This window comes from Sphingomonadaceae bacterium OTU29LAMAA1, from assembly GCA_024072375.1.
GTDB lineage: Bacteria > Pseudomonadota > Alphaproteobacteria > Sphingomonadales > Sphingomonadaceae > Sphingomonas.
The window spans coordinates 3,076,858-3,098,484 of sequence record CP099617.1 but is presented as its reverse complement, the minus strand read 5'-3'; the positions used below and the strand labels follow the sequence as shown (position 1 = coordinate 3,098,484).

Here is a 21,627-nt window from a genome sequence, read left to right as displayed (position 1 = left end):
TCATCGGAGAAAGCTTTGAAAAAAAGCCACATTGGATGCAACTTATGTTAGCAATTTATGTCCATAACGGTTTCATGAGCCGGCAGGAAGCGTGCCGGTCGAGGAAATTGAGTGGGCCTGCATATGATCGTAAAGCCTGAAGACGCCTGCCTGGGAATGTACGTGTGCGGCTTTGAAGGGAACTGGCTGTCCCACCCGTTCTGGCGCGCGAATTTCGTCGTCACCACGCAGGACGAACTGGTGAAGATACGACACAGTCGCGCCAGTATCGTGATCGATCCCGCACGCGGTTTGACCCCGGTCATCGCCGGCGACCAGGCACTTGATAGGCGGCAGGCCGTAGCCACGATCGGCCCCAAAACGTCTTCGCGATGGCACGACATCTCTTCCGTGCCGACGAAGCCCCTGCCACCGCGACCCGCGCCAAGGCGCATCGTCCCGCCGGCCGCTTTCGGCAAGGCCGACAAGGCGCGGGCAGCGGCGCTGGCGCAGCGATCGACGAAGGTGGTGAAGGCACTGTTCGAGGATTGCCGCCTGGGCCGGGAGATCGCGGCGCCCCAGATCATCGGCGTCGTCCGCGACATCGCCGATACGCTCGAACAGAACAGCGCAGCCTTCGCCAGCGTCACCCGGTTGAAGGCAAAGGACGATGGCACCTACACGCATTCCGTTGCCGTCTGTGCGCTGCTCATCAGCCTGGCGCGGGAGATTGGAGCATCGCCGGAAGCGGTGCAGGATTATGGTATCGCAGGCCTGCTGCACGATATCGGCAAGCTGCAGATCGACGATGCCGTCCTGCAAAAGGTAGGCCCCCTGACCGATGCGGAACGTGCGCACATCGCCCTGCATCCCGAACTCGGCCACGCGATCCTGTCGGCGGAAACCGGCCTGCCCGCCGTCGCGCTCGATATCTGCCTGCATCATCACGAACGGGTCGATGGCTCGGGCTATCCCTTCGGGCTTTCCGGCGACCAGATCACGCCCGCTGCCAGAATGGCGGCGATCTGCGACGTCTATGATGCGATGACCTCGGACCGCCCATACAAGAAAGGCATGTCGCCGATCGATGCGATCACCGAGATGGCCGGTCTGGATGGGCATTTCGATCAGGACCTGCTGTTCCGGTTCATGCGCAGCATCGCGGTGTTTCCACCCGGCAAGCTGCTGCGCCTGCGCTCCAACCGCCTCGCCATCGTTTTGCCGTCCGCGCACGCCGACCGCCTGCCAGTCGTGCGCGCCTTCTACGCCACCGTCGGATCGCATTTCGTCGACTATGAGGATGTGATCCTCAGCGACCGACTGAGCGACGATCAGGCGGTGAGCCAGGAGGACCCGGCGGTGTGGTTCTCGGACAACGGTCGCGCGATGGCGGCGCGGATCATCGGCAACCTGCCGGTCCAGGCGCCACCTTCCAGTCACGCGCCGACGTTGCACGCTGCTCGATAGGGGCTTCTCGCCACGCAGGCCGCGGCAGGATCGATCGCCGCTCACGTGACATCCAGACCACCATAACAGCGCCTTGCCGCGCCTCCGGTGGTCCACCCATGCGGCAGATTAGGGCAAGTGCCTCCGTCCCGGGCACAAGCAAAGCGAGCTCACCGACGCAGGACCGGCGGCGGACGACGGCTGGCGGCCTCGTGCCGCCGGACCGCGTCGCCGCGCTTGACCTGTTCGACCGCGTCCAATTCTCCCAGATCGTGAATACCTGCCGCTGCAGCCGCTCGCTGTTCGCAGCGTCACTGGCCAAAGCGCGTGTCGTCCAACGATGCCGATCGCCTGCACAAGTATCTGCAGCAATTCGATCTGACATGGCAAGAGCTGCACGCCCAACGTCAAGGTCGACCCGTCCAACCACGTCCGTGACGATCGACCCCCTACCGATCATTCACCACAGGTTTCCGCATTATCGCCACCGGCCGCCGGTTCACGCGGCGGTTCTGCCGCTTCCGATTTTGCTTTTAATTGATCAACTTCGCAGGTGTATGCTCGCGGCGCTGATGCAACGGCCATCTTTCGGCGCGGGAGATCGTGTGATGTACAAAATGCTGGCGTTGGTGGCCCTGTTGACCATGGCTCAGGCAGCGCCTGATCCCCATCGGCCGACGGCCACGTACGATACCGCTGTACCCGAGCTCCCGAAGGGCTTGCGTGGTGCGGTTTTGATCGTGTCGAAGACCAATGGCTGGCGGCACATCGAGCATATCCCGAGTTCGAGCGCCATACTTGCCGATATCGCAAAACGTCTGGGCCGCGCGAGCTACACCACCGAAAACGCCGCGATCTTCAACGACGATCAACTGCGCCGCTTTTCCGTTGTTGTCCTCAATAGCGCCAGTGGCGACTTCCTTACGGACGATCAGCGCGCCGCATTCGCCCGCTTCGTCGCGCGGGGCGGTGGCGTCGTGGCGTTACACGCGGCCGGCGACAACAGTCACACCGCGTCCTGGTACAAGAACACGGTGATCGGCACCACGTTCATCGGCCATCCCGGCGGCACCGATCAGCTGCAGCCGGCCCGGATCGTCGTCGAACAACCCGATCATCCTGTCATGGCTGGCGTGACGCTGCCCTGGTCGCCCGTAGACGAGTGGTATTCGTTCGATGTGAATCCCGCAGCTCGTGGAATGACCGTTCTCGCGAGGATCGACGAGGCAAGTTACCGTCCCGGCGTGAAACTGACGATGGGCGTGCATCCGATCGTCTGGGCCAATCCATCAACCAAAGGCCGCGTCTTGTATTCGGCGCTCGGCCACACATCGGATGCGTATAAAGACCCGAATTACCGGCTCATTCTCACCAACGCTATTCGGTGGGCGGCACGTTAGGCTGACATACGCGCTGCTTCCCGCACACCGACGCTTGTCGGCGCAATACGCGTCGCGAAGACCCCCAATCGATCGCCCGTCATCATCCAGCACGCATTCCATAGGTCGACCTGACGGTTCATGCCCTAAAGGGATGGTATCGACGTCTCGAGGTTCCAATGTCCGATCGCCTGCCGGTCCTGCTTCAATATATGCTGCCCAAGCAGCTTCTCACCACGTTCGCAGGTCGCGTCGCGAGGGCGCATGGGGGTGCGATGACAACGCAGCTCATCCGCTGGTTCGTCGGCAAATATTCCGTCGACATGAGCGAAGCCGCGGATGCCGACATCGGCAGCTACAAGAGCTTCAACGACTTCTTCACCCGTCCCCTCAAAGCGGGTTCGCGCGCGGTCGCGGCTGCCGACTTCGTCTGTCCGGTCGACGGCGCGATCAGCCAGTTCGGCTCGATCGATGATCATCACATCCTGCAAGCGAAGGGGCATCGTTTCACCACGACGCAGCTCGTTGGCGGCGACGCTGCACTGGCCGATCAGTTTCGCCACGGCAGCTTCGCAAACCTGTACCTCTCCCCCAGGGATTACCACCGCCTGCACATGCCCTGTGATGGCAAGCTCACGCGCATGATCTATGTGCCGGGGACGCTCTTCTCGGTGAACCCTGTCACGGCGCGCGGTGTGCCGAACCTGTTTGCGCGCAACGAACGCGTAATTTGCGCCTTCGACTCGGTGGAGCATGGCCCGTTCGTCATGGTGCTGGTCGGCGCCACCATCGTCGGAAGCATGGCGACCGTATGGCACGGTGTGGTCAATCCGAAGCGCACCAACAGGACGTCGGAGTGGACCTATGCCGACCGGAATATCGTGCTGAAGAAGGGGGAGGAAATGGGCCGATTTCTGCTCGGCTCGACGATCGTGATGCTGTGGAAACAGGGGGCCATCGCGTTCGACGAAGACTGGGCGCCAGAACGGACCGTACGCCTGGGCGAGCCGATGGGCCAACGCGCGAATTGAGCGTTCGTCGCCCCGTCAGCCGCGATGCGAAGACTTTCAAGCTGACGCTCGAAACGGCCTATGCCCTGCCGGAAAGCTGGTGGACAACAATCGTCATCACCACGTGCGGATCGGCGGAAGAGCGTAGCGCTTGCATAATGGGACGTGTATCTTAGGCTCACCCGGATCAAGTCGATGGGAGCCTTGGACGTGCAGAGATCAGCGCTGGCATTCTGTATCCTCGGTGCGGTTGGCGTGGCCGCATGTGACAGGTTGGAGTCGGCGCCGATCAACGCGACCACCGTTGAGGGCAAGGTTCGCGGCGAAAGAGCCGGCGGCGAGGAAGTTCGCGTTTGGCGAGACCCCGGAACCGGTTGCCAGTATCTGTTATGGGAACGCCGACAGAGGGGAGCGATGACACCACGCCTTGCATCCGACGGGCGGCCGATGTGCAAGTCGTAGCAGTTCAGATCTGCACTATCTTTGATGCGCGGCGCTCAAGATGAGCAGGTGCGTCTGTGTTGTGAGTATTGCCCGCGAAGCCCCGTTTCAAGCCTTCGGCCAAGCTTGAGCGTCGTCCGACGTTGAGCGTGGTGTATCGCCCGCTCCGGCGGACATTGCCACGATGATTCGCCAGAGACAGGCATCCAGTATCGGCCAAACATACGGCTGCATGTTCGACGGTACGCAGATCGTCGGCCACATGAGTGCCGCCACTATAAGAGCGGATCGCGTCGAGTTGCGGCCTCGCAGGGAGCCGGTACTACCGCGACGAAGCGCAAACCCGGTATCCGGGAAAATATGCCTCCGGCACCGCCGTCGATCCCGATGACGCCTCGATCACCACGGCATCGGAGCCAATGCGGTTTTGCGAAATGCTTACAGAGAGAACGGTCGCGCCAGGCTAGCTTGAGGCTGCTCGTCGGATCAAGGCGTTTATCCTTCAAGTGCGGGGGTAGTGCCCGGATACCGTGGTAGCTGCAATCTCATTGAATGGGTGTCGGCGCTGCGGGTACAATCGGGCTCGATCCGCCGTATCCCGCCCGGGCAATGGAGACGGTCGTTCGCCATCACGCCAGCCCGTGCCTCGCCAACAGGGCACCCAAATCGGGGCCCCGTCGCCGGAAAGCGTGAAAATTGTCGGCCGAGGACCGGGTCGCACCGCGAGCCAGTACCTCGTCCCGGAACGCTTCGCCGGTGAGGCGATCAACAAGTCCTGCCTCGGTGAACCGGCCAAAACCATCGGCTGACAGCACTTCCGCCCAGAGGTAGCTGTAATAACCCGACGCATAGCCGCCAGCGAAGATATGGGTGAAGGCATGTGGAAAACGATGCCATTCCGGAGGGCGGACGACAGCGATCTCGTCTCGCACCGTTTCCAACACGGTGATCGGATCGTGGCCCAGCGTGCCAAGATGAAATAACAGGTCGAAAAGCGCAAACTCTACCTGGCGAAGCAGCATCATGCCCGACTGGAAATGACGCGCTGCGATCATCCGATCGAACAGGTCGGGTGGCAGCGGCGCACTCGTCGGGTGATGCCCCGACATGCCGGTCAGGACACCGCGATCCCATGCGAAATCCTCCATAAGCTGGCTGGGGAGCTCGACCGCGTCCCATTCGACGCCGTTTATCCCGCCGATGCTCGGCCGATCGACGCGCGTGAAGATATTGTGCAGGCAATGACCGGTTTCGTGGAGTAGCGTCACGACCTCGCGGTGCGACAGCAGCGCCGGCGTCGTATCGCTGGGCGGAGCGAAGTTGCACACCAGATAGGCGACCGGCAGGCTCTGCGCCGCTCCATCGTCCAGCCGCGGGCGCGCGTTCGCCACCCACGCCCCGCCTCGCTTGCCCGGTCGGGCGTAGAGATCGAGGTAGAGGCCGGCAAAGACCGTGCCGTCGGCATCGATCGCGTCGAAATATCTGGCATCGGGATGCCACAGATCCACGTCGTCGCGCGCGACGAAACGGATGCCGTAGAGGCGTTCCAGCAGACTATGCCAGCCGGCCATGACCCGATCGACCGGGAAATATCCGCGCACTTCCGCCTCGTCGATCGCGTGCCGGGCTCGGCGCAGCCGGTCCGACGCGAAACCGACGTCCCAGGGCTGGAGGTCGTCGATGCCCAGATCGGCGGCGGCGAAAGCGCGCAGGTCCGCCATTTCGCGTTCCGCCGGGGCCCGCGCACGCCCCGCCAGATTGCGCAGGAACGCCAGCACTTCGCCGGCATTGGGGGCCATCTTCGTCGCCAGCGACCATTCGACCGGGTCGGCGAAGCCGAGCAGCCCCGCCGCCTCGCGCCGCAGCGCCACGATGCGGGCGATCCGATCCGAATTGTCGAACCGTCCGGCATCGGGCCCGCGATCCGACGCGCGCGTGCCGAACGCTTCGTAGACGCGGGCGCGCAAACCGCGATCCTCGGCGAAGGTCAGCACCGCCGCCACGCTCGGCTGGTGGAGCGTCACGACCCAGCCGTCCAGCCCCCGCGCGCGGGCAGCGGCGGCCAGCATCGCGCGGTCGGCCTCGGACAGGCCGGCGAGCAGCCCCGCGTCGGTGACGTGCTCGGTCCAGGCCTCCGTCGCGTCGAGCACCGCGCTGGCAAAGCCGTTCGACAATTCGGACAGCTCGACCGAGATAGTGGAGAAGCGTGCACGCGCATCCGGTTCCAGCGCGACCCCCGAGAGAGTGAAGTCACGGATCGCGTGCTCCACCGCTCCGCGGTCGGCAAGCGGAAGTGTCGCGAAATCGGCGCTGGCGGCCAGTACGGCGAGTACGTCGTATAGCGCGCGATCCTGCTGCACGGCCATTGTCGCCGCGACCAGCCGCGCCTCTCCCGCGGCATGGGCAGCGCGCAGCTCGGCGGTGTCGGCGACGGCGTGGAGGTGCGAGACCGACGACCATAACGCCTGGATCGCGGTAGTGCTGCGCTCCAGCGGCAGCCATGCGTCGGCAAAGGCGGTGGGCTGCGCCTGTTTGAGCCGGGCGACCGTCGCCTCATGCGCGCGCAGCACGGCGTCGAGCGCGGGCGCAATCGCATCGGGCACGATGGCGGCAAAGGGCGGCAACCGTGTGACGTCGCAGAGCAGGTCTGTCATGATGGTCCTTCGAAGACGCGGATTGCTGTATCAGGCCGCGCTGGCGGCGGCGAGGTGTGCCAGGATCATGGTCGGCAGCTGGGTGGCGCGCGCCGCATAGGCGGCGTTGGTCGATGACAGATTAGCCTCGAACCGCCGGGCCAGCTCGGGATGGCGGGTGCGGAACAGGTCGGGAAGGTGGACTGCATCGCCAGAGTCGCGCTGCGGCTGGGTTTCCTCCCACAGCGCGTGGAGGGCCGCATCGGCCGCCTGTTTCTGGACAGCGTCGAAATCGGGGTCCGGCACTACGGGGATGGCGGTCGCCCAGTCGTGGATCAGACCGACCAGAACCGAACGACTGGTCGCCAACGGCCAACAGGCCAGCGCGCAGGCTCGCAATGCCGCCCGAATAGCGTCATCGGCGGCGGCTTCCTCAGTCTCGATCGCGGTGCGCAGCGGCGTCCAGGTGGCGCGATCCGCGATATAGCCGGCTGCCTCGCGACGGTGCTGGGCGACCACCACGGCGAAGCGGCGCGGCGCCAGATCGGGTGCGCCGAGCCGCTCCAGCAAATCAATCAGGATGCGCAGCGGGACATCTGACAGATCGGTCCCCGGCCTTACGCAGCGGTGCCACGCAATCGCGGTGTCGCAGGCGGAGGCAGGAACGCTTGCAGCGATCGGGTCGAGCAGCCCGGCCAGCGCCAGCGGATAGCCAAACCGCGCGGCATAATCCTCGGTCGCAGCGCTTTCCGCCGCGACGCCCAGGGGGGTGCCGGATGTGCCGTCCCAGTGGCTGGCACCGAACGACAGCGTCCCCGCATCGGCATGCCGTTCCAGCCGGGCGATCACGTCGGACCGGATCGCCGGGTCGCCATGAAAGGCGCGGATCACAGATGCTCCTCGATCCACTGCGACAGATGCGAACGCGTACGGATGCCCAGCACGCGATCGATTTCCCTGCCGTCGCGATAGAGCGCCAGCGTCGGCACGCCGCGGACGGCCAGCCGCTCGGACAGGGACGGTTCGGCATCGACGTCGATCTTGCACACCGCGACCTGGCCGACGAAGTCCGCGGCCAGATCGTCGACGATCGGGGCCAGCGCCCGGCAGGGTACGCATCCCGGCGACCACAGGTCGATCAGAACCAGCCCGGCCCGGGCGGCGACCGCTGTATCGAACGTCGCGGCGGTCACATCGGTGATTTTCGTCATGGCACGTCCTCTCTCGCGGGCATGCGGCGCTGCCCGTCCTGTATCTTCGAAGTTGGGGGCAAGGCGACGATCAGCGGTTTGGCCGATCTCCGGAAACCACGGCCGCCACGGCGACTCCTTCGGCGATGGTCAGCACGTGGGTGTGACGATCGATCAACGTCGCATCATGGATCACGCTGAGGATCGTCGCATCGGGCAGCGTTTCGCGGATGCAGTCGTAGAAGTGACGGGCGTTGTCGCCATCGAGCGCGCTCGTCGCCTCGTCGAGCACCAGCAACGCCGGTCGGTGCAGCAGGATGCGGGCCAGCGCCACTCGTTGCTGTTCGCCCGGCGACAATTCCTCCTGCCACATCCGCACGGCGTGGAGGTCGTCGGCCAGATGTTCGAGCCGCACGCGATCGAGCAGTGCGAGGATCGCGGCGTCGCCGTGCGCCTCGGACCGGTCGGGGAAACAGATCGCGGCCTTCAGCGCGCCGAGCGGCAGGTACAGCCGCTGCGGCACGAACATCGCCTGGGTGTTCCCTGCCACGGCCACGTGACCGTGGCCATCGGGCCATAAGCCGGCGAGCGCGCGGACGAGGATCGATTTGCCCGCACCCGACACGCCGCGCAGCGCCCAACGTTCACCGGTGCGCGCGGTCCAGTCGCCGACCTCGACCAGATGTTCGCCGTGCGGCCGGCGCAGGATAAGGCCGGTCGCGGCGACCGCGACGCCCGCTGCCGAACCGATGCCGACAGTGATGCCGGCAGGCCGCTCGGTCTCGATCGCGTCGTCCAAGCCCTTGACGCGGTTGAAATAACTGACCTGCAGGCCGATCCGTTCGAACGCCTGGATGAAGTATCCCAGCGCGAATGCCAGCCGCTGGAACGCATCGCGCGCGCCCATCAGCTGACCGAAACTGAATGCACCGGCGAAATAGCGCGGCAACAGCAGGAACAGCGGCAGGACGGTAACCAGCCGCTCGTACACGCTCTGCGTCGCGGTGATGCCCAGCGAGGTATAGATCACGGTCCGGAAGTTGCGCCGCACCGCATCGAACGACTGGCGCAGCGATTCGCGTTCGACCGACACCGCGCCGGCCAGCCCGATCTGAGGCGCGTTCCGCCGGACGTGGATCAGGCCGGATCGAAAATCCGCCTCACGGTGCTGTTGCCGCATCGATGCCCGGATGAAGGGCGATCCGATCTTGGCGGTCAGCCATGAGCTGATCAGCACGAAGGTGACAGCGTACCAGACCGTGCTGCCGGGGATCGCCACCGCGATACCGAATGCGGTGAACCGGATTGGTGCAGCGGTCTCCAGCAGGATCATCGCGAAGCTGATGCCGGTCACGATCGATCCGACCATGCGCAGCGAGATGCTGAGCACGCCGGCCGAGGAACTGGTGATCCGCTCCAGATCGTCGGCGATACGCTGGTCGGGGTTGTCGATGATCCGCAGCCGCTCGATCTCGGCATAGCGGTTATGGGCCATCCAGCGATCGACGTAACGTTCGGTCAGATAGGTGCGCCAGCGGATCGACAGCAGCCGCTCGACGAACCCCTCCACCAGGATCAGGCCGACCTGCATCGCCAGGATGCCCAAAAACACGAAGATCAGCGACCCGAACACCGCGACATTGCGCTGTTCGATGCTGTCGAAGAAACTCCGCTCCCACCTGTTGGCCGAGACCAGGATATAGGCGGTGCCGAACTGGAGGACGAGCAGCGTCAGCAGCGCGAACCAGGCAAACTTCCAGTCCTTCGACGCCCAGTAGCTGCTGGCCAGCCGCCAGGCGTGACGCCAGCGCAGGCCCGCCGGCTGCGGGTCGGCGAGGCCCGCCTCGCGGCGGACCTCCCCGCTTTGGGTGGGTTGCGGAATCATCTGTCGACCAGGCCGTGCCGTCAGCGGAACTTGTAACCGACGGTCAACCGCCAGTTGCGCGGCTCGCCGATCGGCACGAAGGAACTGGCGATCGTCGGCAACAGGTTGTTGCGGTCGAACAGGTTCCGCACGCCCAGGTTGATGTCGAACTTGCCCGCCGTCGCGAAGGCATTAAGGTCGGCCTGGACCGATGCCGGGACGTAGAGGATGCCGCTTCGGTCGATCGCCGATCGCGACCGACCGCTGACCCCGGCGCCCAGACCTGCGGTAACCTCCGGCGCCAGCGTTTGCCGATACGAGGTATAGAGGCTGTAGACGTCGCGCGGCTGGCCGTTGACGATATTGCCTAGCGTGGCGACCGGGCGGAGATAGCGATAATTGGTCCGGGTATAGGCGGCGACGACCGACAGCCCGCGCAACGGCTCGCCGCTCAGGTTGATGTCGATGCCGCGACCCTGCTGGCCCGGCAGTGCGATCTGGAATTGCTGGTTGGTCGGATCGGACACGATGCGGTTGCTTTCGCGGATGTTGAACCACGACGCGTTGAGCAATGCGCGCTCGCCGAACAGATCCCATTTGATGCCCGCCTCGGCATTGCGTGTCTTGACATCGGGCAGGCGATTGCCCGCCCGGTCGAGGTTGAACGTCGGCAGGAAGCCGTAGGCCAGCGTCCCGAACACCGACAGGGTCTTCGTCACGTCGACCACCGCGCCGTAATTGGGTGTCGTGGCATTGGAGCGATCGTCGGTCTTGCCGGCACGGAAAACTTCCGACCTGATACGAGTCCGGTTGTGCCGGACACCGGCCAGCAGGTGCAGCCGCCCGAAGCCGAGCAGATACTGGGCGTAATATCCCATTCGTTCGTTATCGAGCGCGTTGGAGAAGCTGTAGACGCTCGCCAGCGTGGGTAACGGTGGCGCGCCGGTAAACAGGTTGTACGGACGGAAGCCGCCGTTCTGGCCGTTCTGCGCCACGATATTTTCATACATTCGAGAATGGCCCGCGACGATCTTGTGCGACAGCGGCCCCGTCTGAAACGTTGCACGCGCGTACGCGTCTATCGCGTCGACATTTGATTTCTGACGCACGCCCTGCGACGACACCAGCAACAGGCCGGTCGGGGCCAGCAACACGAACGGCGAATATTGCGTCAGGCCGAAACTGGTTTCCTGGTGCTGCCCGCGGACTACGACGGTCAGCCAGTCGGTTACATTCTGCGTCACCTCGCCACTGAACTGTGTCGCTTCGATCTGGACGAACTGGTTCTTCGGGCCGATGACGGGCCGACCGGTCGGCAGGGCAAACGGCCGCTTCGTCGCAGGATTGATGATGGCGTAGGGCACGGAACCGAAGATCTGGTTGCCGATCGTCGCCGACACGACCGCATCGGTGTCGCCGTTCTTGAAGCGCAGCGACGGGGCGAACAGATAATCCTCGTTGCCGCGATAGCCCCCGAAATTGCGGCTGGCCGTCGCGGCGGTCGCGACGATGCGCGCGCTCCAGCGCTTGTCAGCGCTGATCGCGCGATTGGCGTCCACTGTGCCACGCACCATCCCGAACGATCCGGTTTCAGCGGACACGTACAGCCGCTCGTCCGCACTCGGACGCTTCGTGACGATGTTGACGGTGCCGCCCAGATTGTCGCCACCGAGCAGGATCGCATCCGGCCCCTTCAGCACCTCCAGCCGCTCGATATTGGCCATTGGCTGGCTCGTGCCGGCGGCAAAGCTGCTGCCCGACGGGGTTGGCAAGCCGTTGACTGATCCATTCGAGCTGAAGCCGCGGATCGTATAGCTGACGCCGCTCTGGATCGTCGTCGCATTGACGGTGACGCCGCCGGCGTTGGCGAGCGCTTCCGATAGGGTTCGCGCCTGCTGCTGTTCGAGCAGCTTGGACGAGATGACCTGGGTATTGCGTGCCTGATCGCGCAGCGACTGGCCCAGCCGCGATGAGGTGGTGGCCCCGCGAACGAGGACGTTCGTTTCTGCTTCGTCACGAGAGGCGATGACGACGATGTCGTTGGCGATCGTCAGGCTGCCGTCGTCCCCACGCTGCCGTGCGATCGGCAGCCCGTCGGTCGCTTGGCGGACGGCATCCTCGGCGGACTTCGCATCCACGACCGGCTTGGACGTCAGGGTCCGCACGGCGTCGGGATCGATGTTGAGCGACTGCCCCGACCAGGAAGTGATCCGTTGCAGCGCCTGGTCGAGCGGCATGGCGGGCAGCGAGAGCGCGGCGGTCTGCGCCTGCACGACGCCCGGCGATGCGAACGCTGCCGCCGACGACGTCAAGGCGATAGCCGCGGCGTGCACCAGTGGTGAAACCCGGTAGTTCATGGTTGTCGTTCCCCCTTTTAAATCTTGAACATCGAATTCCGGGCTAGTCCGGTGCGCGACGGACGAGTGGTTCTCCCAATCCCAGCCCGCCAAACTGCCCCTTGATCCGGTCCCAGTCGCCCACCACCACCCAGTGCATGCTGCCCGGATCGAGCAGGTCGACCGCGGCTTGGCGCACGCCCGCGACGGTCAGCGCGCGCAATTTCATCGGATCGCGGATGATCGCGTCATGGGGCCGGCCATAGGTTTCGCTGTCTGCCATCGCCGTCAGCACGTCGGCATTGCCTTCCAGGCGCGCGGCGATGCGGTTGATGCTGGCATTGGCGATACGGTCGAGCTCAGCCTGGGTGGGCGGTGCGTCGCCGGTCATTGCGCGCATCTCGCGGATCAGCTCGGCGATCGTTTCGCCGGTGTGGTCGCGGTCTACCGACCCGGCAATCTCCCAGATCCGCTGCCCCCGCGCGTCGCCGGTCCCCGACCCGATGCCATAGGTCCAGCCCTTGTCCTGGCGCAGCGTCGTGCCGATCCGCGCGCTGGACGTGCCGCCATAGACTTCGTTCGCACCATCGAGCGCCAGATCGTCGTCGGCCGACGTCGGCGAGATCGTCCGTGCGACCTGAATGTAGGACTGGACGGCGCCAGGCTTGTCGATGACGATCAGGCGGGGCGCTACCGTCGCGACCGCCGTCGGGATCGGCGGGTCGGTCGCTGCGAGCCCGACGCCTGTCCACCCACCCAGTGCCGTTTCCAGTAAAGGGCGCAGTACGGCCATGCTGGTATCACCCGCGATATACAGCCGGGCCCGATCGGGTCGCACATGCCCGCGCAGCCAACCGTGGACCGCCGACAGATCGACCGCCGTGATCGCCGGAATGTCAGCCGCGGCGTCAGCGTTCGCGCCATAGGGATGCGCCGCTCCGTAGATGGCGTTGCGCACCATCCGCTGGGCCGATGGCCTACCGAGCATTTCCGCGCGGGCCTCAGCCAGCGCAGTGTCCCGGACCCTGGCCAGCGCGGTGGCAGTCAGGCTCGGCTGGCGAGCGATATCTCCCAAAAGCGCGACACCCGACGCCAGTTTCGCCGTATCCATCGACAGCGACACGTCGGAGTCGTCGAGCCGAACGTTGGTACGCAGGTTACCACCCAGCGCCTCGACCCGTGGTGCCAGCGGTCCGGTGGCGTCCGCCAACATCGCCATGGCCATGCGGTCCACCGGACCCGGCGCGCTCGCCGCACCGGCATCGAACCGCAGCAACATTTCCGCCATCGCGGTGCCGGGTCGCGGCACGAGCACGACCTCAAGCCCATTCGATAGCCGGGCGCGTTCCACCTTCGGGAAGGCGATCGGCACCATCGGACCCATCGCCGGTGGGCCCTGCGCCAGGTCGTAGCCGCCGGCCGTCGCCTTCCAACCCGGCAGCGGCCGGACGATCAGGCGGTGACCCGGCCGCCCATAGACCGCCGCCGCCGTCCGTCGCACGCTCTCCGGCGTTGCCGCGCGCAACTGGCGCACATAGGTGGCTGCATAATCGGGATCGTCGGTCATCGACGCGCCGCGCATCAGCAGGAATGCCTTGCCGAACGTGCTGTCCTGCGACCGGCGGACATAGCCGATCCGCGCATCGCGGGCCCGCGTCAGTTCCTCGAGCGTCGGGCCGTCGGCGACGAACCGGGCGATTGCGGATTCGAGTTCGGCCTCCGCGCGCCGGACTTGGTCGGGCGATTTCACCTCGACGACGAAACCCATCTGACTCGACAGCCGCCGTTCGTCGAACGTGACCATCGCAACCGTTGCGATGCCCAGCTCGTCGACCAGCCGATGGTTCAATCGCGATGTCGCACCATTGGCCATGATCTGCGCGATAAGGTCGAGGTTCGCGATATCGGGCGTGCCGGCGGGCGGTGCGGCATAGGTCGCATAGATCCTGGCCCCCGGCACCGCCTCGAACGTCTCTCGGCGCAATGCGCCCGGCAAGGGTGAGACGCGCGTCAGCACGCGATTCAGCGGCGCGCGCGGCGACAGGCTGCCGAAATATCTCTCGACCAGCGCACGGGCTTCGTCCGGCGCGATGTCGCCGGTCAGGATCAGGGATGCGTTGGCAGGGCCGTAATAGACGTCGAACCAGTCGCTCGCGTCCTTCACCGTAATCGCGCGCAGATCGGCCTCGCTGCCGATCACGCCGTGGTGATACGGATGGTCTACCGGATACATATCCGCCGCGATCGCGATCCAGTCGGTGCCATAAGGAGCACCCCCGCGCTGCCGCTTCTCGTTCAGCACGACATTCACTTCGCGCGCCACCTTGGCCGGGGTCAGCGCCGCGGCCAGATAGCCCATGCGGTCGGCTTCCAGGAACAGCGTCCGTTCCAGCGCGGCACGCGGCACGGTTTCGTAGAAGATCGTCCGGTCCTCTGTCGTCGTGGCGTTCAGTTCCGACGCACCCAAGCCGGTCAGCGCACGCACCGCATCCTCATCCCAATGTCGGCTGCCGCCGAGCATGAGGTGTTCGAACAGATGGGCATAGCCGTACTGGCCGGGCTTCTCGTCCTTCGCTCCGACGTCGTAAATCACGATCGCGGTGACGATGGGCAGCCGACGGTCGGGCTGGACGACGACCTTCAACCCATTGAGCAGGGTGAAGGTCGTCGCGCGTTGCACTCCGACGGGAATGATGCCGGCGTTTCCACCGTTCAAAGCCGGCCGGGTCTGCTGCGACCATGCAGGAGCCGCAGCCGATCCGATCAGCATCGAGACAGTGAATAATAGGCGCCATCGAACCGTCATGATGATCTCATGACCTATTGCTATCACAAAGGCGCCAGTACAATTTGCAATAATATGACCGACCCGTTCCACTCTACTGAGCCTGACAGTTGTTTGAACGGTCTATTGCGCAACAATACGACAATGACTCTGTCCGACCGTCTTTACAGGGATGTGGCGGGGATGATCATCGACGGTTCGTTCGCGGTCGGTCAGCGACTGCCGTCGGTTCGCGATATGGCACAGCGCCGTAGTGTCAGTCGCGATACCGTTCTTCGTGCCTATGACCGGCTTGTGTCCAGCGGGCGTGCGCATGTGGTTCGGGGGTCGGGGTATTTCGTGGCGGAACTGGATCCGTCCCCATCCTCCATTGGATCGATCGACGAGCGGCATCCCCAGGATCCGACGTGGCTCCTGCACTCGGAATTCTCGCTCGATCATCAACCGGGCAGCGGCATCCTTCGTCATGGAGGCGCTGCACAGGTGGAGGTCGCCCGTGTGCTGCGCAGTGTCGTGGCTAATGGTTTTGGCCTCGATAGCGGCTATGGCGATCCGCTGGGCTATCTGCCTCTGCGCCAACAGCTCCAGAGCGCGCTACGACAAGGCGGCGTCGATTTTGCGATCGACAATATCGTCACCGTTCCCGGCGCTACTGCCGGGATCAGTCTGGTAGTACGGGCGCTGTTACGGGCAGGGAGTGTAGCACTGGTCGAAGACCCCTGTTCGTTCATCCACATGAACACGCTGATGGCACAAGGCGCAGAGATCCGCCGCGTACCCCGGCTCGTGGATGGACCGGACATGGATGTCCTGCGCGAACTGTGCGAACGATACCGTCCAAAGCTGTTCGTCCTGAGTTCGCTGCTGCACAATCCTACTGGCACCACGATCACGTTGCATAAAGCACAGACGCTGATCGAGATGGCCGCCGAATTCGGAATGGTGCTCATTGACGACTGCAGCTACGCCGACTTGCTGCCCCGAACTGAAAACCAGTCGATGGTGCCGTTGATCCTGCTCGATCGGCTGCGCTGGGTAATCCACATCACTGGTTTTTCGCGCACCGTCTCACCGGCGATCGGCTCCGGATATGTCGTCGCTGGCGAGGCGCACATGCGCTATATCCGTGCCTATCGCCCCGTAGCGGGCCTGGGTAACATGATCGTCGCCGAACGGACCGTGTATCGCTTGTTAAACGAGGGGTCGTATCGACGGCGGTGCGAGCGCATCCGGGCTAGCCTGGCGTGCCAGATGGTCGCGCTGCGGCAGCATATCGCGTCGATCGGGCTGCCCCTCCCCCCCAGCCGGCCAGGCATGTTCCTGTGGCTCCCGCTCGGGGAAAACGTCGAAGCGGCCGCCGTGGGCACGCGCATGTCAGTGCGAGGGTTTCTCACGGCACCGGCGAAGCATTTCACGCCTTTGCAGAACGCGCAGTCCTATATGCGTTTCAATGTTACCACGACCAGCGGAGATGCAGTGACGGCGCTGTCTGCCTGTCTCTGACGACGCGGCGTTGGCCAACGATCGCCTGTCCTCGGTAAAATGCTGTCAGTCCAACACGAACCACTCTCCACATGATGCACTTGGTTCCTTGACGCTGGCGGCCTGGCTCGCAAGGATCTGCCACGCCGCCAAGCCGCGGGGCGTCGTTTCCCGCAGGCCTGTCGATCGGTGAGACGGCGCTTCAGACTGAAGTTATTGTGGATGTTGGCGTGTACGAAGGCGAACTTCTGTAGCGTCTTCAATTGTCTGAAGCGAAGCATCGACCGCTCTCGTCGTCAGAACGGCAGATGAGAATTCTCCACCGATTGTTGGCCAAGCGTCCGATCTCCTGGCGTTCGGCATTGCCTAGCCATCGTCGCGCTCGCAGCCACCGTCGTCGTCTGGCTATAACCGATAAGTCCGGACCCTAGGCTAACAAGGCGCAAATCCGCTACGTCGACACCTATATCTCAACTTCAGCAAGGCACTCCACCGCCTCACGCCCCCGGCATGTTCAAGCCAGTTCAGCTCTTCAATGGCCGACCGACCATGATCGCGCAGGAAGATCGAGCGTGTATCTGTCGCCCAGCGCCTCGGCATTATCACCCGCCGCGATTTCGTAGCGGCCCGCCGGCAAGTGCCATGCGCCCTGCCGCCAATCCGCCATGACGCGGCGATCCAGCGGCACGACGACGCGACGTTGCTCGTCGGGCTTGAGATTCACGCGCTGGAAGCCGATCAGCCGGCGCATCGGCACACCGGCGCGACGGATGAGATAGAGTTGCACGACGGTAGCGCCGGACCGGGAGCCCGTGTTCCGAACGGTGACTTCCGCGGTCTCGTTCCGAACGACCGTCCGCGATGTCGAAAAGCCGGTGTAGGACAGGCCGAACCCGAAGGGGAACAAGGGCTTGTGGCCCATGCGCGCAAACCAGCGATAACCGACATCGGCGCCATCGACGCTATAGTCGATGGTCATGGACTTGCCGGGCTGCGGCTTGCCGGCGTCGAGCGGTTCGAGCGTATCGCTGCCGTCGATCAGCGGGCGTGCCAGCTGCGCCGTGTCTGCCGGGAAGGTCACGGGCAATCGTCCGGAGGGGTTCACATCGCCGAACAATACGGCGACGATAGCCTCGCCTCCGCGAGCGCCGGGATACCAGGCCTCGATCACCGCCGCCGTGCGATCCAGCCAGGGCATGGCCACGGCGCTGCCGGTCTGGAGCACGACGATGGTGTTGGGATTGGCGGCAGCGACAGCCTCGATGAGAGCGTCCTGACCGCGGGGCAATGACAGATCGGGCTGGTCGAACCCTTCCGTCTGCCATTGATTGGCGAACACGATCGCGACGTCGGCCTTGCGCGCAGCGGCGACTGCCTGGCCGACATACGCGCCGGTGCGGAAGGTCACCGACACCTTCTCTCCCGCCCGGCTTCGAATTGCCGCCAACGGCGGGGTTACGCGCTGATATTGTTCATAACCGTTGAACAGGCCCTTGCCGCCACCGGGGAGAGCTGCGGCTGGACCGCCATCGACGTGAACCTGACTCGACCCCCCGCCCGAGAGCACGCCGACGTCCGCATAGCCGCCGATGACCGCGATCGACGCCACTTTCGACGCCAGCGGCAACACATGCCCGCGGTTGCGCAGCAGGACGATCGCCTGACGCTCCACCTCCTCCGCGATCGCCGCATTGGCGGCCTTGTCGATGGAACCGCCGGGTCGTACGGGCCGGCTGCGCAGGCCATTCGCGTCGATCGCGTAAAGCACGCGACGGTTCATGTCCGCGAGCCGCGCGCGATAGGCAGCATCCCGTGCGGCCGCCTGTTGCAACGGCGTTTGAAAGTAGCGTTGGGCGTCGAGCTCGCCAGCCGACTGCTGATCCAGACCATGCATGGCATATTCCACCGAATGGACCGCATTCCAGTCGGACATGACGAAGCCGGGATATTTCCAGTCCTGCTTCAGCACCGTGTTGAGCAGCCAGTCGCTTCCGCAGGCATATGGCCCGTTGACCCGGTTATAGGCGCACATGACGGCGCCCGGCTTGCCGCGCTCGATCGCGATCTGAAATGCGAGCAATTCGCTTTCGCGCGCTGCGGCCTCGCTGATCCGTACGTTCGCGAAGTGACGCCCGGTTTCCTGATTGTTGAAGGCGAAGTGCTTGACCGTGGACATGATCGCGTTCGACTGGACGCCGGCGATCGCCTCACCGCCCAGAACGCCCGACAGCAGCGGATCCTCGCTCAGATACTCGAAGCTCCTGCCACCGCGTGGATCGCGTATCAGATTGATGCCCCCTGCCAGCAGTACGTTGAATCCTTTCGCACGCGCCTCCGCACCGATCATCGCACCGGCCTTGCGGACGAGGACGGCATTCCAGGTTGCGGCCATTGCGGTGCCGGAGGGCAGCGGCGTCGCACCCTGCGATCCACGGGCGCCCAGTGCCCATGACACGCCCAGGCTGGCGTCGCTGATGGTCAGCGCGGGGATACCCAGACGGGGAATAGGCGCGACATAGCCGGCGCCCTTCACCGCGCCTTCCGGAATCTGGTCGCCGAGCGGACCATCGGGCAGCGGCATCATGCTGCTCGTCAGGACGACGCGCTCTGCGTCCGTCATGGCGGCTTCGGTCGCGCGCGGCCAGTCGTCGCCACGCCTGTCGGCCGCCGCGCTGGCGCCCGTCGTGGCCAGCAGCAACGCAGCGCCGACAGTTTCCCGGATCATCTCGCCTCTCCACCAGCGTTCGACGTCACCACGCCGCGCATGGCCCCGATCAGAACTTGAACGTCGCGCGCACGCCAAGCGTGCGCGGATCCTCGAACGCCGCCTCGGCTCCCGCCGAGTTGCGGGCGAAGGTGAGCACCATCGCGTTCTCCAGATTCTTGGCGAACAGTTGCAGGTTCCACGCTTCGTCCGCGGGCGCGAACGTGATCGTCGCGTCGGTCTTGGTGAAGCTCGGCTGATAGAAGTGAATCCGTGTCGCCAGATCCGTCAGGTCATACCGATCGGAAAAGCGTGTGCGGACATTGGCCGAGAGTTGCTGTCCGCCTCCAAGCACCCGCGTGTATGTATAGCCGGCGAACCATGACCAGCGTGGGGCACGCGACAACGCCTGTCCGGCGAAGCTGACGGTGGCGGTCGGCATGAAGTCGGCATACCGGGCATCGAGCCAGTTGAGACCCAGATCGACCTGATGCGCATCGGCTGGTCGGATGATTGCCTCGAGTTCGACGCCATCGATCTTGGCGCGGGCGGCATTGGATGTGATCGAACAGTTGATTCCTGCGCAAAAGCTCGCCTGACTGAGCTGCAGGTTGTTGTAATCGTAATGGAACGCCGCACCATTCAGCCGAAGGGCACGACCGCCCAGCCGCCATTTGAAACCCACTTCATAGGCCGTCAGCGTTTCGGGCTCGTAGTAAAGCTGCTGTTCCGACAGCGTGCAGGTGGGGCCTGAGCCAACCTGACAGCCGTCGTTGAAGCCGCCCGCCTTGTACCCGGTGGACATGCTGCCGTAGACGAGGCCCAGATCACGAACATCATAGTCGACGCCGCCGCGCCACGTCACCCGGCTGAACGATCGTTTCGCATCATTGACCTGAACAATCGTTCTGACGGGGGTATCGGCCGTGATCGCGCCCGTGCGGGATTTGTCGTCGTGAGAGTAGCGGACGCCGCCGGTCAGGTTCAGTCCTTCGGCAAGGGTCAGCGTGGTCTGTCCGAACGCGGCCTTGCTCTCCGACACCGTGGGATTCTGGACGAACCGACGGTTGGCTTCGATCACGGTCGTGTCGATCTTCGATGTTTCCCGGAAGTAGAAGGCGCCCACTTGAGCGCGCCACCACCCGCTGCCGCCGAAGGCGAGCCGCGCCTCTTCGGAATGCTGCCGGTACGTGCCGTCGAACGTGCTGCGGAACGACGCCGTCGGGCCTGCGTGCCGCCGCTCGTCGCGTTCGAATTCGCGATAGGATGCGAGCCATGTCAGCTTGGCCGGGCCGAAATCCCAGTTGAATTCGGCCATGACACCGCGATCGCGATTGTCGCGATATTCCCGCCAGGGGATGATCCGGCTGGTCGTGCGCTGCGCCCGTGTCGAGGAGTCGAAATAGATCGGTGTCGTATCGGCGGTGAACGGACCGCGGAAGAAGTTGGTCACCGGCACCACCGCAAATGGTGATCCCTTGATTACCGAATAATCGGCTTGCAGGTACAAGGAGACGTTGGACGCCAGGTCGGCCAGCGCCGAGAGACGGATCGACCGATTGTTTCGCGACGGATCGATATCGATCCGGCTGACGGATGTCTCGACGACGTTGTCACGCCGTTCCAGATTGACCGCAGCCCGGACGGCGAGCCAATCGGATAAAGGCAGATTGACGACGCCGGTCGCCTGAAGGCTGCCGAAGCTGCCATAGCCGACCAGGCCAGACACTTCGAAGCGTTGGGCGGGTCGGGCGGAGATGACGTTAACGACGCCTGCCGTCGTATTCCGGCCGTATAACGTGCCTTGCGGGCCGCGCAGCACCTCGACGCGCGCAAGGTCGAAGAACGAAACGTCCTGCGCCTGCGGACGTGCGATATAGATGCCATCGCGCAGGAAGGCTGCGGAGAGATCCCCCTTCTCGGTGGCATCCGTGCTGGTCACGCCACGGATCGTGATCTGCAGGCCGCCGCCGGCAGCCGGCGCATTGTCGCGCTGTATGGCGACGTTGGGCGTAAGATCGGCCAGAGCGGTCGGGCTGGTGATGCCGGCCTGGATCAGCGTGTCGCCCGTCAACGCGGTCAGCGCAGCGGGGGTGCGCGACAAAAGGGATGTCTCGCGATTTGCGGTCACCACGATGTCGCCCTCGGGCGCCTCGCCGTTGTCCTGAGCGATTGCCTCGGCAGAAGATGCGGCGACCCCATCGGCGGCGATGGGCGGTGCCGCAGTGGTGCTCTGCGACCAGGCAGGCGCCGAAGTCAGCGCGGAAATCGAAACGCCGAGTGCCAGTAGAGACCGCTTCATACCATCCTCCCCCTCTTGTCGATCGCCGGCCCGTTCGGGCTCTTGATAGATCGCAGCATCTTGCTCCAACCGAAGC

General features: G+C 64.5%; 12 protein-coding genes. 4 read left to right on the top strand and 8 right to left on the bottom strand.

Annotated elements, in window-relative coordinates; translation table 11 throughout:
* Positions 1 to 123: 123 nt before the first annotated feature.
* The 3 genes from NF699_15015 to asd all read left to right on the top strand — a co-directional run bounded on the left by NF699_15015 (position 124) and on the right by asd (position 3,835).
* Positions 124 to 1,446 carry an HD-GYP domain-containing protein gene (locus tag NF699_15015; protein ID USU04339.1) on the top strand — a complete coding sequence of 441 codons (1,323 nt, stop codon included), beginning with the start codon at positions 124 to 126 and terminating at the stop codon, positions 1,444 to 1,446.
* Positions 1,447 to 1,859: 413 nt separating this feature from the next.
* Positions 1,860 to 2,825: a ThuA domain-containing protein gene (locus NF699_15010; protein USU04338.1), complete on the top strand. Its 966-nt coding sequence runs from the start codon at positions 1,860 to 1,862 to the stop codon at positions 2,823 to 2,825.
* Positions 2,826 to 3,127: 302 nt separating this feature from the next.
* Positions 3,128 to 3,835, top strand: a complete 708-nt coding sequence (gene asd, locus NF699_15005) for an archaetidylserine decarboxylase (protein USU04337.1) — start codon at positions 3,128 to 3,130, stop codon at positions 3,833 to 3,835.
* A 1,049-nt stretch (positions 3,836 to 4,884) separates the two neighbouring features.
* Here the strand turns inward: asd and NF699_15000 are convergent.
* The 6 genes from NF699_15000 to NF699_14975 all read right to left on the bottom strand — a co-directional run bounded on the left by NF699_15000 (position 4,885) and on the right by NF699_14975 (position 15,084).
* Entirely contained in the window at positions 4,885 to 6,909 is a 2,025-nt protein-coding gene (locus NF699_15000; protein USU04336.1) for a M3 family metallopeptidase, read from the bottom strand.
* 30 nt (positions 6,910 to 6,939) lie between these two features.
* Entirely contained in the window at positions 6,940 to 7,779 is an 840-nt protein-coding gene (locus tag NF699_14995) for a hypothetical protein (GenBank protein USU04335.1), read from the bottom strand.
* Positions 7,776 to 8,099 carry a thioredoxin family protein gene (locus NF699_14990; protein ID USU04334.1) on the bottom strand — a complete coding sequence of 108 codons (324 nt, stop codon included), beginning with the start codon at positions 8,097 to 8,099 and terminating at the stop codon, positions 7,776 to 7,778. Before NF699_14990 ends, NF699_14995 begins: the two co-directional genes overlap by 4 nt.
* A gap of 70 nt (positions 8,100 to 8,169) precedes the next feature.
* Complete coding sequence (locus tag NF699_14985; GenBank protein USU04333.1) at positions 8,170 to 9,963, bottom strand: ABC transporter ATP-binding protein/permease; 1,794 nt, start codon at positions 9,961 to 9,963, stop codon at positions 8,170 to 8,172.
* 20 nt (positions 9,964 to 9,983) lie between these two features.
* Positions 9,984 to 12,299 carry a TonB-dependent receptor gene (locus tag NF699_14980; protein ID USU04332.1) on the bottom strand — a complete coding sequence of 772 codons (2,316 nt, stop codon included), beginning with the start codon at positions 12,297 to 12,299 and terminating at the stop codon, positions 9,984 to 9,986.
* Between the two features lie 43 nt (positions 12,300 to 12,342).
* On the bottom strand, positions 12,343 to 15,084 hold the full coding sequence (locus tag NF699_14975) for an insulinase family protein (protein ID USU04331.1): 2,742 nt from the start codon (positions 15,082 to 15,084) through the stop codon (positions 12,343 to 12,345).
* 54 nt (positions 15,085 to 15,138) lie between these two features.
* On the opposite strand from NF699_14975, the gene NF699_14970 reads away from it, so the two are divergent.
* Positions 15,139 to 16,566 (top strand): PLP-dependent aminotransferase family protein, encoded by a 1,428-nt coding sequence (locus NF699_14970; protein ID USU04330.1) that lies wholly within the window; start codon positions 15,139 to 15,141, stop codon positions 16,564 to 16,566.
* Between the two features lie 511 nt (positions 16,567 to 17,077).
* On the opposite strand, the gene NF699_14965 is transcribed toward NF699_14970, so the two are convergent.
* A complete protein-coding gene (locus NF699_14965; GenBank protein ID USU04329.1) occupies positions 17,078 to 19,270 on the bottom strand; it encodes a glycoside hydrolase family 3 C-terminal domain-containing protein in 2,193 nt (730 codons plus the stop codon).
* Between the two features lie 49 nt (positions 19,271 to 19,319).
* Positions 19,320 to 21,551: a TonB-dependent receptor gene (locus NF699_14960; protein ID USU04328.1), complete on the bottom strand. Its 2,232-nt coding sequence runs from the start codon at positions 21,549 to 21,551 to the stop codon at positions 19,320 to 19,322.
* Positions 21,552 to 21,627: the final 76 nt, after the last annotated feature.